14 protein-coding genes are annotated in these 15,956 nt (G+C 41.5%); all 14 read right to left on the bottom strand.

Annotation, left to right across the window (positions count from 1 at the left end):
- Window positions 1–5: 5 nt before the first annotated feature.
- Entirely contained in the window at window positions 6–869 is an 864-nt protein-coding gene (pgeF, locus tag MHH31_RS07460) for a peptidoglycan editing factor PgeF (RefSeq protein WP_268355681.1), read from the bottom strand.
- Window positions 870–1,081: 212 nt separating this feature from the next.
- Window positions 1,082–1,318 carry a YlmC/YmxH family sporulation protein gene (locus tag MHH31_RS07455; RefSeq protein ID WP_008344958.1) on the bottom strand — a complete coding sequence of 79 codons (237 nt, stop codon included), beginning with the start codon at window positions 1,316–1,318 and terminating at the stop codon, window positions 1,082–1,084.
- Between the two features lie 79 nt (window positions 1,319–1,397).
- Window positions 1,398–2,174 (bottom strand): ABC transporter ATP-binding protein, encoded by a 777-nt coding sequence (locus MHH31_RS07450; RefSeq protein WP_024720316.1) that lies wholly within the window; start codon window positions 2,172–2,174, stop codon window positions 1,398–1,400.
- A gap of 128 nt (window positions 2,175–2,302) precedes the next feature.
- Window positions 2,303–2,659, bottom strand: a complete 357-nt coding sequence (locus MHH31_RS07445) for a PTS glucitol/sorbitol transporter subunit IIA (RefSeq protein WP_007499733.1) — start codon at window positions 2,657–2,659, stop codon at window positions 2,303–2,305.
- Window positions 2,660–2,685: 26 nt separating this feature from the next.
- Window positions 2,686–3,696: a PTS glucitol/sorbitol transporter subunit IIB gene (locus MHH31_RS07440; RefSeq protein ID WP_024720315.1), complete on the bottom strand. Its 1,011-nt coding sequence runs from the start codon at window positions 3,694–3,696 to the stop codon at window positions 2,686–2,688.
- A 13-nt stretch (window positions 3,697–3,709) separates the two neighbouring features.
- Entirely contained in the window at window positions 3,710–4,240 is a 531-nt protein-coding gene (locus MHH31_RS07435; protein ID WP_003210918.1) for a PTS glucitol/sorbitol transporter subunit IIC, read from the bottom strand.
- Between the two features lie 17 nt (window positions 4,241–4,257).
- On the bottom strand, window positions 4,258–4,689 hold the full coding sequence (locus MHH31_RS07430; protein WP_008354650.1) for a transcriptional regulator GutM: 432 nt from the start codon (window positions 4,687–4,689) through the stop codon (window positions 4,258–4,260).
- Window positions 4,690–4,701: 12 nt separating this feature from the next.
- Window positions 4,702–5,946, bottom strand: coding sequence for an SAF domain-containing protein (locus MHH31_RS07425; RefSeq protein WP_007499740.1), 1,245 nt, complete (start codon window positions 5,944–5,946; stop codon window positions 4,702–4,704).
- A 243-nt stretch (window positions 5,947–6,189) separates the two neighbouring features.
- On the bottom strand, window positions 6,190–7,128 hold the full coding sequence (locus MHH31_RS07420; protein ID WP_024720314.1) for a sugar-binding transcriptional regulator: 939 nt from the start codon (window positions 7,126–7,128) through the stop codon (window positions 6,190–6,192).
- A 150-nt stretch (window positions 7,129–7,278) separates the two neighbouring features.
- Complete coding sequence (gene sigG / locus MHH31_RS07415) at window positions 7,279–8,058, bottom strand: RNA polymerase sporulation sigma factor SigG (RefSeq protein ID WP_003211879.1); 780 nt, start codon at window positions 8,056–8,058, stop codon at window positions 7,279–7,281.
- Window positions 8,059–8,200: 142 nt separating this feature from the next.
- A complete protein-coding gene (gene sigE, locus MHH31_RS07410) occupies window positions 8,201–8,920 on the bottom strand; it encodes an RNA polymerase sporulation sigma factor SigE (protein ID WP_007499746.1) in 720 nt (239 codons plus the stop codon).
- Between the two features lie 59 nt (window positions 8,921–8,979).
- On the bottom strand, window positions 8,980–9,909 hold the full coding sequence (gene spoIIGA, locus MHH31_RS07405; RefSeq protein WP_017367198.1) for a sigma-E processing peptidase SpoIIGA: 930 nt from the start codon (window positions 9,907–9,909) through the stop codon (window positions 8,980–8,982).
- 249 nt (window positions 9,910–10,158) lie between these two features.
- Window positions 10,159–14,472 carry a S8 family serine peptidase gene (locus tag MHH31_RS07400; RefSeq protein WP_342495491.1) on the bottom strand — a complete coding sequence of 1,438 codons (4,314 nt, stop codon included), beginning with the start codon at window positions 14,470–14,472 and terminating at the stop codon, window positions 10,159–10,161.
- Between the two features lie 306 nt (window positions 14,473–14,778).
- Window positions 14,779–15,924, bottom strand: a complete 1,146-nt coding sequence (ftsZ, locus tag MHH31_RS07395) for a cell division protein FtsZ (protein WP_007499752.1) — start codon at window positions 15,922–15,924, stop codon at window positions 14,779–14,781.
- Between the last annotated feature and the right edge of the window lie 32 nt (window positions 15,925–15,956).

Raw genomic sequence — 15,956 nt, 5'->3', positions numbered from 1 at the left:
TGCACTTATGCCTCCTTAAACCCGACAAAAGACATCATACGTCCTGTTTTCCCTTGATCACGCCGGTGTGAGAAGAAATGCTGCTTATTGCAACTTGTGCACATCGAACTGACATGTATGTTTTCTTCTTTTAATCCTGCATGAAGTAATACGTTTTTGTTTAGTGTTTTTAAGTCAATTTTGTATTGTCCTTGTGACATCTCGGAATACACATCCTCTGTTGAAAAAGGAAGCTGTTTCACTTGATCTATGACAACATCATCTACTATGTAGCAGCAGCTGCCAATGGATGGTCCAATGACGACTTGTATATGATCGGCATCAGCGCCTTCTTGGCGAACCCATGCATCAACCATGTTGGCGCCAATTTGTTTGACGGTTCCTTTCCAGCCGGCATGAGCCGTTCCAATCAGCCCAGATTGCGGCGCTAGAAAATAAAGCGGAACACAGTCAGCGAAACAAAGAGCGAGCATGATGTTTGGTTCAGAGGTGTATAAACCATCTGTTCTAGAGAGTGCTTCATCATACTGAAGACTTCCTCTTCCCTTTTGTTCCTTCGTGACTTTCATGATGCGATCCTCGTGTGTTTGGTCAGCAAACACCCAATTAGAGAGCGGCACAGCAGTAGCATCTGCAATGACTTGACGATTCATTTGGACACTAGAAGCATCATCTCCTACATGGAGTCCAGTGTTCATTGATTGATATGGAGAAAGACTAAAGCCGCCATTTTTTGTCGTAAAACCGGCCAATATCTCTTTTCCAGAACATGTCATGTTCGTCCAATCATGAATTAGCATTGCATAAGGTGATTTCTGCTGAAAGGGGTCATATTTGTCTATCAAAGCTGCCTCCCACCTTTCATTCATCTCTCTTTATATCGCTCCTATTTTACCACAAGACCTGCTAAGACAGTTAGTGGGATTCATTAAATATTACACTCAAATGTGCCCTTTCTACAGGTTTTTTTTCAAATTGATATGAAAACGTAATCTTTTTACCCGAAAAAGACATTGATTGCTGAGAATGGAGAGCTTGTTTTAAGGAAAATTTGATCTATTAGTTGAGGAATTTACACAAATTAAGAAGACAAACGGACAAGTATCACATCTTCGCCAATTTTTACTATATTTCGCCACGGGACAATCATTTCCTCTTCTTTTCCGAAAAATCCCATCATTTTACCTGTACCGCCAATGATAATCGCTTGTATTTTACCGCTCGTGACATTGATATCAATGTCTCCAATAGTACCTAATTTTTTTCCGCTGGACACATCGACGACATCTTTGATTTGGAATTCAGAAATACTGATCATCTGTCCTTCCCCGCCTTTCGTTTTCTACTATAATATGTATGATGGAAAAGCAGGGAAGCAGACCAATAGTTTCTCTTATCTACAATTTACTTAAGTGAGGACGGCCGTTTTGCCACATGACTTCGACTGGACATTCAAAAAAGGAAGAAAGCAAGTCACTTGTCATTATCTGCTTTGTCTCCCCTTTATGAAAAACAGTACCTTCTTTTAATAATAAGGTGTGCTGAAAAATCGGGAGAATCTCTTCTGCATGGTGGGTCGTATAGAGCAATGTGGGCGCATCTGGTTTTGATGCAATCAATGAGATCGTCTCTAGCACCTGTTCTCTTGCTAAAAAATCAAGACCCGTCACAGGTTCATCTAATATTAGGAGCTTCGGATCATTCATTAAAGCTCTTGCGATGAGCACTTTTTGTTTCTCTCCTTGCGACAGGGTTTCATACGTGCGATTGGCATATTGAAACGAGCCAAATGTTTTTAATAAATCAATCGCCTTCTCTCTTATCTCATCTGTCGGTGTTTCATAAAGTCCGATGGAAGCAAATGCCCCGCTCAAAACAATTTCAAATGCATTGTCATCTCTGTGCAGCTTCTTTTCAAGACCAGCAGAGATGAGACCAATTTTCTTCCTTAGTTTTTCACCAAGCGCTTCCTTGCCAAACACATGGCCTAACACCGTCATCTCACCTGACGTTGGAAAATAATATGAGCAAAGCATATTTAATAAAGCCGTTTTCCCAGCACCATTTAAACCATAAAGCACCCAGTGTTCCTGGTTTTTCACCTGCCAGTCAATAGAACGAAGCAGCCATTTTCCATTTCGTTTTAAAGAAACATCCTTCAAGTCAAGCGACACGATCTTTTCCCCCTGAATAAAAATTCTGAATATACAAATAATAACGTCTACAGCATATCGCAAATGTTTCAATCAGTAAACCTAACGCAAAAAAGCTGCTCCCTATAAGGAACAGCTTTTTTCCATGGTTACGAAATTTCAATTCGTACGCCTTCTTTAATATCAGGAAACGTATGTGGGGATGCAAAGACAGCTCCCGGTAATACATCATCAAACGGCTCTTGGAAGTAGATCGAAATATGGCCGAGTTCCTTAAAGTTGTCATTTGCTTTATTGCCTAAAGCAGTAATGGTATAAGTTTGGTCGCCCACTTGAATCGTTCCGCCTAATTTCAGCGGCTCTTCTTCTAAGTGTTCAAACTCATGAATGACAGACATATCTCTTAATTCCTGCGGCGCTGCTGGTCCAAATAAAACAATCAGCTTATCTTCTTTAAACTGCGGGACTAATATCCCAATTTCTTTTACGACAGATTGTGTTACCATGTATCTCGATTCCTCCTTTAATACGTTTAATACATACCGAAGCTAGCAACGTATGCGATCACAACAGATAGAACGCCTGTAATGAGACGGCTATACAAAACAGCTGGTACCCCATATTGTACCGTTTCCGGCTTCGCTTCACCAAGTGATAGCCCAACCGGGATAAAGTCACACCCTACTTGACCGTTGATTGCAAACAGTGCTGGAAGAGCAAATTGAGGCGGAATGTTTCCTAGTGCAATTTGACTACCAATCAGTACACCGATGACTTGTGCGATGACTGCCCCAGGTCCTAAGACAGGCGATAGGAACGGTAAGGTACAGACAACAACGAGCAGTAAGAGCCCCCATAAAGATCCTGCCAAAGGTGAAAGGAAATGGGCAATCAGATCACCGATTTTTGTATAATTGATAATTCCAATTAACATACTGACAAAGGCCATGAATGGAATAATGTTTTTAAGGAGCATATCAACAGAATCACGACCAGCTTGATAGAATGTGCCGGTTACTTTTCCGATTCCTCTTGAGAATCTCATGAGGAAATTCCCTTTTTCTTGACGCTCGATATTTTCCTCTTTCAGTTTTGAATAGGTTTCTTTGAAATTCTCTTTGTCAATTGGGCCGCTGCTTTCTTGACCTTCTACATTCCCTTCACTATCAGATGCTTCAGCAAAGGAAATATCTTTTTCTGTGACACCTGATACGAAGATATCCTCTGTAATGTGTTTTGCAAGCGGTCCAGAAGGAGAGGATGCCAGCACATCGACAGTAGGAATGCGTTTCATTGGATAAAGCCCAATTCGCGCTGTTCCTCCGCAGTCAATGACAACACACATCATTTCATCTTCTGGTATAGAATTTTTAAAGCCATCACATGCTTCTGTCCCTGTCATTTCTGCAATTTTACGTGCAACTGGGTGAATGCCTCCTCCTGTAATGGAAACGACCTTTCTTCTTTTACCGGTTGGTTCGAGCTCTAATCCTTTTCCCCATCCGCCAGCACCTTTTGCAACAAATACTTTGTGGTTTGTCATGTCTAACCCTCCCCTATTGTGAATTCGCTTTCATTTTTCCTGCTAAGTACTTTGTGATCCATTCCGTAATGATTCCGCGAAGTAAAATGACAACGATCCCGACTAAGAAGTAACGAACAGCCAGCTCTGACATAGAGTATCCAGCTTCTTTAATCCCGTTCGCAATTCCTAAGTAGACAAACAGTTCTCCTGCGTTGGCATACGGGAACAGCGATGTCACCGGATGAACAAATGAAACAGCTGAATCATAGAATGCTGGTTTTTGTTTTTCAGGTAAGAAGCGGCCAAACGTATAAGCCATTGGGTTTGTCAAAATAAGAACGGATAAGATCGGCATTAACGTATAGCGCAAAATGGTATATTTCGCTGCAAACTGAATCGCTCTATTCACTCGCTCTTCTCCAATAAACTTCATGACAGCATAAGTGAAAGTAAGTAACACAACAAGAGTTGGAACGATACCTGTCACAAGACCCATGAACTGCTTTCCGCCGGCTTCAAACATCCCGATAAAGTGCTCTCCAAACCATTGAATCCATTCCATGTTTCATCTCCCCTTTCTTAGTTCACATTTGTTATATTTTTTTTAGAAATCGAGACAAGCGCCTGCTCCGCTGCCATGGAGAGTGCTTGCATGACAGCTGGTCCCCTTTTGCGCTTTTTCAATGTTTGTTTCATCATGTGATGCTCATCAAGCACAGCCCCCACATGTTTTCCTTCATAGGAAGGCAGTTCCTTAAATTTAGACAAAATCGAGACGCCACCCAGCACATGACACTTTTGAATGATGTATGATTCATCGACAATGATGAGCGCAATGGCTCCAGGACCAAATTTGCGCCGCTCCATTCCTGAAAACAAGTGATAGCCTTGTTTCCCTTTATAGTCGTCAATCAGTGAATCCATGCTCTTGCGGTAGTACTTGATTTGAATAAACGATAAACCATACTGCACAATCAAAATGATACAAAGTACGATTGCTAATTTTTCCATAGCCTCACGTCCTTATGATTGAAATAAGTGATCTTGTAATGAACGCAGCTTCCAGACCGTTGTGCTTGCATCAAGTTCTACATCATCATGAGATAGGAATTGCCCCAATTTGATATCTTTTTTCGCTACCACTTTTCCGCTGATTAAGCCAATTGGGATGTGGCCGTTCGCTTTCATGTCTTGATGTGTTTCAAGTACACCTCTTACGGAGTATCCGCCAATACCATCAAGTGTTTCTCCTGCTTTAATATCTCTTTTCGCCACAGCGACAGTTTCTGATACTGGTACACCAATTGGATGGATTGAAGAATCGTGTTGTAAGACTGCTTTTGCGATCGTCACTGGTGTTTCAAGACTTGCTAAGTGGAAAGGACGATACAGTGTGTAGTGAGGACCTTTTCCAACTTTTAAGTAGCGAAGTTCTTCATCTACTGGCTCAAGATCACTCTTGACGATGACAAAGACACCTGGTGCCAGTCCGTTTACATATTCAACGACTCCGAAGTTATCCAGTACGCCGCCTTGCTGTTTTTGATTTAATTTATCTGCTACATTTTCTAAATTCGCTTCTACTCCATGCATGCCGACTTTATCAGGCAAAAGTCCTGTTGCATTACTTAATAGGTTCATTTCTGCCATCGTTTTTGTTCCGTCTTGGAATGCTGCTAGCATGTGGGCACTCATATGTTTACTATCTGCTTCAGCTTTACACGTATCTGGGTTTGCTTCTGGGAAGAATGGGTTGTTCTTACCTTTCCCAGCAACCAATACTTCAAGCCCCATTGTTTTTGCAAATTCGTATAGTTCTAGCGTTGCTGCTGGTTCATCTCCAGCTGATCCAGAGTAAACAAGTCCTGCATTCGTGAATAATTTATGCATGACCAAGCCGATCGTAATATCGACTTCTACATTTAAAAGAACGAGATGTTTTTTTGAATTAAGCGCTTCCAAAGAAATGTTTGCTCCGACCTCTGGAACACCTGTTGCATCCACAACGACTTCCACAGAATCTGATTGAATCACTTCTCTGTAATCATTTGTGACGACCATTTGATGTGGTTTCGCATGTTGCTTGTAAAAATTCGCTGCTTTCTCAGCTGCACTAAGATGAATATCACAAACACCTGCAACAATCATGCCTGGAATTTTAGAAATTTGTGAAATGAGTCCAAACCCCATTTGGCCTGCCCCGATAATCCCAACTTTGATTGGATCTCCGCTGCGTTCTCGTGCTAACAATTGTTGATAAATTGACATCTAAATCATCCTTTCAGGTTTTCTTGCTTCACAATAGATTGCTAGAAAAATAATCTGAAACTTTTAACAAATGTTATAAAAATTAACAAAAATCTGTTTACTGTAACATTTGTTATTTTATTTATCATTTGTTATGAACTTAGTTTATATGATGTGTCAACTTTGTGTCAAGATAAAATCGATAAAATTCTCAATCTTTTTGAGTCTAAAGACTCAAAAAAACTACCTAATCGGCTTAGGTAGTTACTTTAATAGGGCATCTCCGGTTTGTTCATCTGTAATTAACACATGAATTAATCCACCTTCTAACGCTGCCCTGATCGCTTCAATTTTCTCTTCTCCTCCAGCGACACCAATCACAAGAGGGATCTCTTTCAGTTTTAGAGGACTGATCCCCATCACCCGGTCGTTCCACGGATGCGGATACACTTCACCTTTATGATCAATAAAGTTATAACAAATGTCGCCCGCAACATCTTTCGCTTGCAGGATATCTTCCTCACCACTTGTCATATAGGATTTCACCATCGTTGAATGTTGCGGAACCCCGCCTATTCCTACGACCGCGATATTTGATGATTCTCCTAATTCAATGACTTTTTTGATCGACGGCTGTCTAATGAGTACATCTTTCGCTTCTTTCGTATCAAGCATGACAGGCACATGTAAAAACTCACATTTGGATTTGAGTGCTTCTGAGCATCTTCCAATAATATAGTTGGCATGAATATCAACATCTTCATTTCCGACGCCTCCGACAAGCGGAACAAATGTCACAGATGGAAAATGCTGAACAGACGTAAGCGCTTTCGCCATTTCATGCAAGGTTGTCCCTGATGAAAAACCGATGACTTGTCCATCCTTCATGACTTTTAATAAAAAGCCCGCAGCCGCAGCTCCTATTCGACTTTTTGTTGTTTCTTGACTGAGAGATTCCACACACACGACTTCTCGCAGCCCGTATTTCCGCTCTATTTTTCTTTCTAACGAACCATATTGTTGATTTACTTCATCATGAATAATGATTTCCACGATTCCTGCTTCACGTGCTTTTGCCAAATATTTCGATATGAGCGAACGGCTAACCCCAACAGCTTCTGCAATTTTAGATTGAGTGGCGCCTTCTTCATAGTACATATGCGCAACCTTAATGAGCAGCCTTCTTTCATCATGGAATGTCATAATAACCCTTCTTTCCGCTTCTCTATTCCCTCACAAATGATATTTTAAATAACATTTGTTAAAAACAGATTAAATGAAAAAAATAACAGAGTCAATACTACAGATGGGTTCTCTAAAAAGAATGAAAAAAGCCGCACATTAGCGGCGGCTTTAAAAAATATTTTTATTCATTTGTTTGATTGCTGCTTTTTCAAGCCTTGATACTTGTGCTTGAGAAATGCCGATTTCTTCTGCCACTTCCATTTGTGTTTTGCCTTGGAAGAAGCGTTTACGAAGAATCATTTTTTCTCGATCATTCAATCTGCGCATTCCCTCTTTTAAGGCCAATTCTTCTACCCATTGTGTATCTTTGTTCCGTTCATCACTAATTTGATCCATCACATAAATCGGATCTCCTCCGTCATTATAAATCGGTTCAAACAAAGAAACAGGATCTTGAATGGCATCTAGGGCAAAAACAATTTCCTCATGAGGGACTTCTAACACTTTGGCAATGTCTTCTGCCGTTGGTTCCTTGCTTGTCTCACTAATCAGTCTCTCACGGACTTGAAGCGCCTTATAGGCAATATCTCTTAGTGAACGAGACACCCGGATGGGGTTGTTATCGCGCAAGTATCGACGGATTTCTCCTATGATCATAGGGACCGCATAAGTTGAAAATCTGACATTGTGGCTTAAATCAAAATTATCAATTGATTTCATTAATCCGATACAGCCTACTTGGAAGAGATCATCAACATACTCGCCTCTGTTGTTAAAACGCTGAATCACACTTAAAACCAACCGCAAATTGCCATTGACTAGCTTTTCTCTTGCTGTATCGTCACCTTCATCTTGCAGCTGTCTGAATAATTTTCTCATCTCGTCGTTTTTCAGAACAGGCAGTTTGGAGGTGTCGACTCCGCAGATTTCCACTTTATTTCTGGACACTTTTTTCCCTCCCTACAGGAGCTGTTGTACAAAGTTCAGTATCTCCGTGGGATGGAAAAATATGCACGGTCTATGACGAGAAATATGTGAAAAAATGGTGATCCCTTTGACAGTACAGGGATAAAGCTTTCAAAAATTTTTTTTAGACCATCTTATTAAATTCTTTTTGCAATCGTTTAATAATTCTTTTTTCGAGCCTTGAAATATAGGACTGAGAAATACCAAGCATGTCGGCAACATCTTTTTGGGTCTTTTCTTCACCGCCAACTAAACCGAATCTCAGTTCCATGATCTGTTTTTCACGATCGTTTAATTGTTCTAACGCTTTTTTCAGTAATTTTTTATCGACATTTGCTTCAATATCGCGGGTGATAATGTCATCATCTGTCCCAAGTACATCTGATAAAAGCAATTCATTGCCGTCCCAATCGATGTTAAGCGGTTCATCAAAGGATACTTCTGAACGAATTTTATTATTTCGGCGCAAATACATCAAAATCTCATTTTCAATACATCTAGACGCATATGTGGCCAGTTTGATCTTTTTTTCTGGATTAAACGTATTTACTGCCTTGATGAGACCTATCGTTCCGATACTAATCAAATCCTCAATGTTAATGCCTGTGTTTTCAAATTTTCTTGCGATATAAACGACCAATCGCAAATTTCTTTCGATCAAAATGGCTCTTGCTGTTTGATCCCCTTTTGGTAATTTAACGAGCAATTCTTGTTCTTCATCCTTTGATAACGGCGGAGGCAGTGCCTCACTTCCACCAATATAATAAATCTCATCACTCTTTAGCCCTAGCTTCATGAGGAGTTTATACCAGTAGTAAGTGAGTTTAAATTTTAATTTTTTCATCTTCTTCTCCCTTCTAAATGTCCAGTTGACTTCGTAAGATAAAAGACATCACAAAAAAACTACGACACCCCTTGTATCATTTTTCCGTCTAACATCTCTGGATGAATGATGGATTGAAATTCCTGATCTGCTGATAATCCACTTAGACTCATCCCAACAAAACACTTCGCTGGCTGGATCATATGCGTTTTTGTATAAAGGACGACCGTATCTGGTTTAAAGCATAGTAGAAACCCGTGATCATGACCGACTGCGCGATACGGAACGAGTCTTAAACGATCAAGCAGCGGAAAATGGTCATCGAGCTTTTGCATCACTTCAACAGGATGAAACTGTTTCATTTTTTCTATAAATGGCTCTCCGAAAATAGATGTGAGCTGATCGAGCTGGACGATCATGACAGGTGTTTTCGTCAATGGATCATACAGCTGATTTCCAGAATCGACCAGACCATTTAAGCGGATTGTTTCTCCTTGAATGTGTATCTCCACAAGTACTTGTTCGTCATATTGTCTTTTTTTCGCACCAACCTCTCCTAATCGTTTCTTTGAAAACAGCCAAATGGCCGGAAAGCCAGTGAGAACAAAAAGCCAGCTAATGGGATCACCAAATCCATCATTTTGTGAAATAAGCAGTCCATCTTGAATGACTGTATTTGTCTGCAAAAACGAATGAACCCCGATCATGCCCCCTCCCATCAAAAATGTGACAAAGTAAAAAGCAAACAGGTTTTGAAAAAAGGAACGAAATCTTTGAAAGCCAAAGGTTCCAAGCACGATCAAGACAGAAAAAAGCAGTTTGCCTAATGGGTGCGACACAATCATTGCAAATGGCGTAAAGAGCAAGAGAACAATGCTCGATCCAATGAGAGCTCCTAACATATATCGCCTTTTTTTCACTTGTCGTTTGAGAATAAATGCCGTGAGTAAGAGCAGCAATAGATCAAAACAAAAGTTTAACAGCCAAATGACATCTAAATAAATGACCACCTTCTGCTCCTTTCATCTGAAACAAAGAATCAAAAGCAGTACTTGCACTTGTTTGTACCAGTATAAAACAGTCATCGGATGGAAGTCTGTCAATTCTTGTAGGGGATGATAGAGAACTTTTGGTGGATTGTTATCGTTTTTGTCGACGTATGAGACAGAAAGAACATCCGAATGATTTGTTGGACAAGTGTCTCCTCTACCCATTGCACAAAAAAAGACACGCTCCGAAGAGTCGTGTCTTTTTCGCTGTCATTCTTTCTCATTGATGGTGAGTGTTCCTTCTGCCTTCTGTCTTGTGACATTTCCATAATCATCTTTGACAATGACTTCAATCACTGCACCTTTTGCTTTTGCAATAGATGTCGCCGTCCAGTAGCCTTCATACGTTCCCGGTGCTACTTCACGAATCGGCAGTTCGGTTGTGTTTTGAAGTTTTGATCTAGCATTTGTCAGCGGCATATGAAGAACAAAGGTGGCATCTAGCTTTTCCCTGCTTTTAAATGAAATCTTAACCGATTCACCTGATGATAGATTCATATTATCTTTTGGCGTTAATTCAGAAATGACAGGTGCATCATATTGAACATCGATGTCGACCTTTTTAGTCGTTTTGTTTCCAGCTGCATCTTTTGCTGTCACTTTGATTGTATTTTTCCCGTTCTCAAGCAGCACCCTTGCAGAATATGCCCCATCCTTTACAGTCGCTTTTTTTCCATTGACTGTGACTTGATCTAGATAATCATCCGCTACTTTCCCTTCCACCGTGAGTGATTCTCTATTAGACTTGTCGCCTTTTTTCGGTGTATCAATGGTCAACGTCGGTGCTGTTTGATCGATGATCACCTTGACTGGCTTGGAATGTTTTGTTGAGCCTTTATCCGTTACAGTCGCCGCCGTGAAGACATGCTCTCCACTTGGAACAGATACATTTTCTTTGAAAGTACCCGACTCATCTGATTTGACGTTGGCCACCTCTTCATCATTCTGATAAATGGCCACATCGAGCCCCGGAGAGGCTGTGCCTTCAATCGTCAATTCACCTTGATTTGTAATGGTTCCTTCCTTTGGAGAAGTGATTTCTGGTACATCTGCTTCATAGTTTACGAGCGCACGAATCATATAATTCCCCTCTTCTTTCGGAGAAGGAGAAAAAGCACCGCTCGTCAGCTGCCAGCTTCTTTCAGCATTAGGGCCATCTTCATCTGTGGCAAGTCCCGGAGATTCGGTATTCTTTTTCGTTTGAATATAAACAAGATAGAAATCTCCATCCACTGTAATGGCTTGATCTTCTAAATCTACTTTTGTCCATTCACCATTACGCAGCGCATTTGCTTTTAAAGGTCCTGCGATTTTCTCACCTGGTGCGCCACCCTTCCCAGAAGCATCATATACTTCAACAGCAAATTCATCGCCTCCAGGAGCTGGCCATTCTGATGTCCAAAACCGGAAAAGACCACCTGTGACTTGTGCTTGTTTCTTTCCTTTTTCTAATGAAAACTTTACAGCCCAGCCATTGCCAGGATCGTAGAAAGCCCGTGCATTTTCAGCCGTTCCATCATCGTAGCCAATCTCTCCCGGAAAACCGATAAAAGGCTCAAGTTTCACTGACTTTTCAAGTGGCTTTTCCGTCACATCCGCTGTAAACGTATAGCCTTTAAACCCCTTTGCAAAAATTTTGACTGTATAGACACCGCTTAATGCCTCTAGAGAAAATTCACCGGATTCATCTGTTTTCACCGGCTCAATTTTTGCGTCCTCCACAAGATAAACAGTTGCATTCTTCACCTTTTCACCAGTTGTTTCATTGACGACCGTGCCGGAGATCGTTCGTTTCTCTAGCGGCTGTAAGGAGAAATTCGCTTCTGCTGTTTCTTTTGATGCCACTTTGACTTTTTGGGACCGTGATTCAAAGCCGTAAGCTTCCGCTTTCACTGTCCATTCTCCTGCTCCTTGAGACAGCTGATATTTCCCTGTCGCTTCATCGGTGGAAGTTGATTTTCCGCTTTCTAGAACACTGATTTGCGCTTTCATTGGAAGAGCTTGAATAGATGGAGCATCATGACTGTTTTGCTTTTGAATGTGTACATGTTTATTTTTTACTTTAGCAGGCTTTGCCTTTTTTGGATCAACTGATTTCTTATTCTGGCTTGTGGATTTTTCTTTTTTGATCACACCTAGCTGGTTCTTAGCTTGTTGAGACAAAGCCTCATCTGTGATTTTCACATCATCTAAATAAAAGCCATCTTTTGTGACACTGCCATCTGTTCTTATCTGAAACAGGACTCTCACTTTTTGACCTTTATAAGCAGATAAATCAACCTCGCCTGCTGTCCACGCATTTGTTTTCCCCGTATAAGCTGTCACTTGAACGGCGTCTTCCCCCTCTGGCTGTACATAGACATGCACATAATCATAATTGGCTTCGAGATCATGCCAGTATTGATATTGCAGGTAGGAAGAACCTGAATCTGGTACAGCAATGAGCGGCATAGACAAATTGGCGTCCGTTTTATTTTCATAAGGACTGTCTAAATTGGTGGCATAGACATGTTCCCCGCTAAATGCTTGTTTTGGACCTGTGGACGGTTTTCCCCACTGCCACGGATCTTTTGTTCCACCACTGAACCATCCACTTGGCCATGCTTCAAAATCTTGTGAGTAGCCAGTGGTGATGGATGTTTTAATTGGAAGTGTATAAGAATCTGATGCCGCTTCATTTTCTCCAAAATCTTTCACAATCCATCGGTACGTCACGTTTTCCCCCTCAAGTTCAGGGAGCTGCACCGTATAGGTTCCTTTCAAATGATTTCCATCCGTGCGGTTGGCTTGCAACGTCTCCCATTCACCTTGATCTACTCGGTAAGTCAAAGAAACATTTGCCACTGCTATCCCATCTTCTGCAGTGATGGTCAATGGGGTTGGCGTTGCAGCAAAAATTTCATTCGGACCTTTATGTGAAAAAACAGGTGGTTCTGTATCTTCTCCCTCTTTTGTCACCTGACCTTCAATCGTACCGATGCCATTGGTTAAAGCCGTAATCGCCTCTCTTGCATCCACTAACCCTGCCCCATAGCCGTTGTTAGGGGATTCAGGAAATTGCTGATCTGTCAGTGGTTTCGCTGTCTCAATGAGAATTTGCTGAATTTCATCAACAGAAAGGTCTGATTGCACTTGGCGAAGAAGAAGAACAACAGCTGAGACATGCGGACCTGCCATCGATGTACCATTCCACCCATCCTCATATCCTTTTCCCGGGATCGAAGAACGAATGTTTACTCCCGGAGCAGCAATATCTGGTTTCATTACGCCATATGGAGAAGGACCCTGAAGGGAGAAAGACCCTAACTTGTTGTCCTGGTCTGTTGCGCCTGTAGCAAAGGCTTCTTGATAGTTAGCGGGATTTGCAATCGAACCCGCGCCGCCTGGATTGAATAAATCGGTATTACCGGCTGAAAATTCTGGAAAGATGTCTGCTGCTCTCCAAGCATTCACTACATCTTTATACCAATCATCAAGACCTGGCCCACCGCCCCACGAATTATTCACAACATCAGGTGCCTTTTCTGGATGAGGATTTCCGTTTTGATCTTTCGGTGCTAAAATCCATTCACCGGCATCTAACAGATCAGCATCTGTACCGCCATCTTCTGAAAAAGCTTTCACTGCAATCCATTCTGCTCCCGGTGCGACCCCAATTTGATTTTTTCCATCTGGCTCAGAACCAACCATTGTGCCTGTCACATGGGTCCCATGCTCCAAGTCATCATAAGGGACTTCAGAGCCTGTCGTGGCATCATACCAATTCAGTTCATGAGATGGTTCGTTCGGACGAGCAGGGTCAAACCCGCGGTATTTTTCTTTTAGCGCAGGATGATCCCATTCGACACCTGTATCAATACTTGCCACAACGGTTCCAGTCCCGTCATAGCCTAAATCCCACGCTTCTGGTGCATGCACCTGAGCAATATTCCATTCGACTCCATCTACTGCTTTGATTTGTTTGTTTGGCTTAGCATGCTTCAAATCAACAGGACGATGAAGTTGACGTGTTTCATTCGGCAGCACTTGAGCTACTTCTGGAAAAGAAGCAACCTTTTCCATCACTTCTTTTGTTGCCGTCACAGCTAGACCATTCACAATATAGTAGGAATGAATATCTTTCACTTGCTTATTCTTTTTTTCCTTTTGTAAATACGCTAGGAGCGCTTGCTGCGTTTCATCAGATGTTGCTCTCAGCTCAGATACAACGGCTGATCTTTTTGTGTACTGCGTTTTAGCCGCGGTTAATTTTTGTTTTTTTGCTTTTGATACAGCTTCTTTTGCTACTTTTTGTACATTCGTTTGTTCCTTCATTTTGACTAAGAAGGTCACCTTATCTTCCTTTTGAAACTGCTTCTTTAATCTCGAAGAAATCTTGGGTTTTGTTGTCTTAGAGGAAACGGCTTCCTCCTGATATGAGGTAGAAGTCGATTTTGCTTGAACCATCCCAAAGCTTGTCATCGTTAAAGTACCAATCACCAAAAGACTCATGAAACGATAGACGGCGGTTTTATGAAACTTCACTTTCAATAAAATCCCTCCTCCTCAAATGGTCAAACAGTGTGTATCCTGCCCCTCCCCCTTCTTTTTGATCATGACAAGTTTCATGGTGTTCTCATTAATGTAGTCAAATAAAGTTCAACATTTTGTCGTTTTTTGTAAAGGGAATTAAAAATGATTCTTTTGACTTAAAAGACTCAAGCCAAAACACATACAATAGTTCCGAATAACACGCAGAAACAAGACTTTTATATCAATCAGACGCAGGATCTTCTCACCGTGCAGACATAAAAAAACCCCTTCCAAAGGAAGGGGATGAATCGTGCCTGCTTATCGTTTGTTGCGGTTACGTAAGAACGTTGGGATATCCAATGTATCATCACTTGACTGTGTATTTTGTCTTGGTTGTGATGATGTTTGCTGATGTTCCTCACGTTTTACTTCACGCTTTTGTGGAATGGATTGATTTTGCTTTAATCCTTGTCCTAATGGATTTCTTTGAGGTTTTGTCACTTCCGGCTCTTGCTCAATAAAACCGGTTGCGATGACTGTGACCACAATTTCATCCTTCAAGTTATCATTAATGACAGATCCAAAGATCATGTTGACATCTTCATCAGAGGCTGATGCAACAATATCCGCTGCTTCTTGTACCTCATAAAGACTAAGGTTCGTACCACCAGTAATATTCATGATAACACCTTGTGCTCCATCAATCGCTGTTTCAAGAAGTGGTGAAGAAATGGCTTTTTTCGCTGCTTCAGCAGCACGGTTTTCGCCTGTTGCGACACCAATTCCCATAAGAGCTGAACCTTTGTTAGACATGATCGTTTTCACGTCAGCAAAGTCAAGGTTAATTAAACCTGGTGTTGCAATGAGATCTGAGATCCCTTGAACACCTTGTCTTAACACGTTATCTGCTGCACGGAATGCTTCAAGCATTGGCGTGTTTTTATCGACAATTTCAAGCAGGCGATCGTTTGGAATCACGATTAACGTATCAACTGCTTCTTTCATAGAAGCAATCCCTTCAACTGCTTGAAGCTGACGCTTTCTTCCTTCAAATGTGAAAGGACGAGTCACAACTCCAACTGTCAAGGCTCCAGAATCTTTTGCGATTTTCGCAATGACAGGTGCAGCACCCGTACCAGTTCCACCGCCCATACCGGCTGTCACAAAGACCATGTCAGCGCCTTTTAGGACTTCTTCAATTTGTTCTTTGCTTTCTTCAGCAGCTTTTTTACCGACTTCAGGATTCGCACCTGCTCCAAGCCCTCTTGTCAGCTTAGCACCGATTTGCATTTTTGTTTCTGCTTTTGATAAGTTTAACGCCTGTGCATCTGTATTCACTGCAATAAAATCGACACCCTGTACGTCATTTTCAATCATTCGGTTGACAGCGTTATTTCCGCCGCCACCTACACCGATTACTTTAATTGATGCTAGGCCGTCTATATTTGTTTCAAACTCCAACATGCTGAATCCTCCTAATCCGTCGAAAATCTAGT

This window comes from Bacillus sp. FSL K6-1033 (genome assembly GCF_038630765.1).
GTDB lineage: Bacteria > Bacillota > Bacilli > Bacillales > Bacillaceae > Bacillus > Bacillus altitudinis.
The sequence above is the reverse complement of the archived record's forward strand: the minus strand, read 5'-3'. Positions and strand labels throughout refer to the sequence as shown.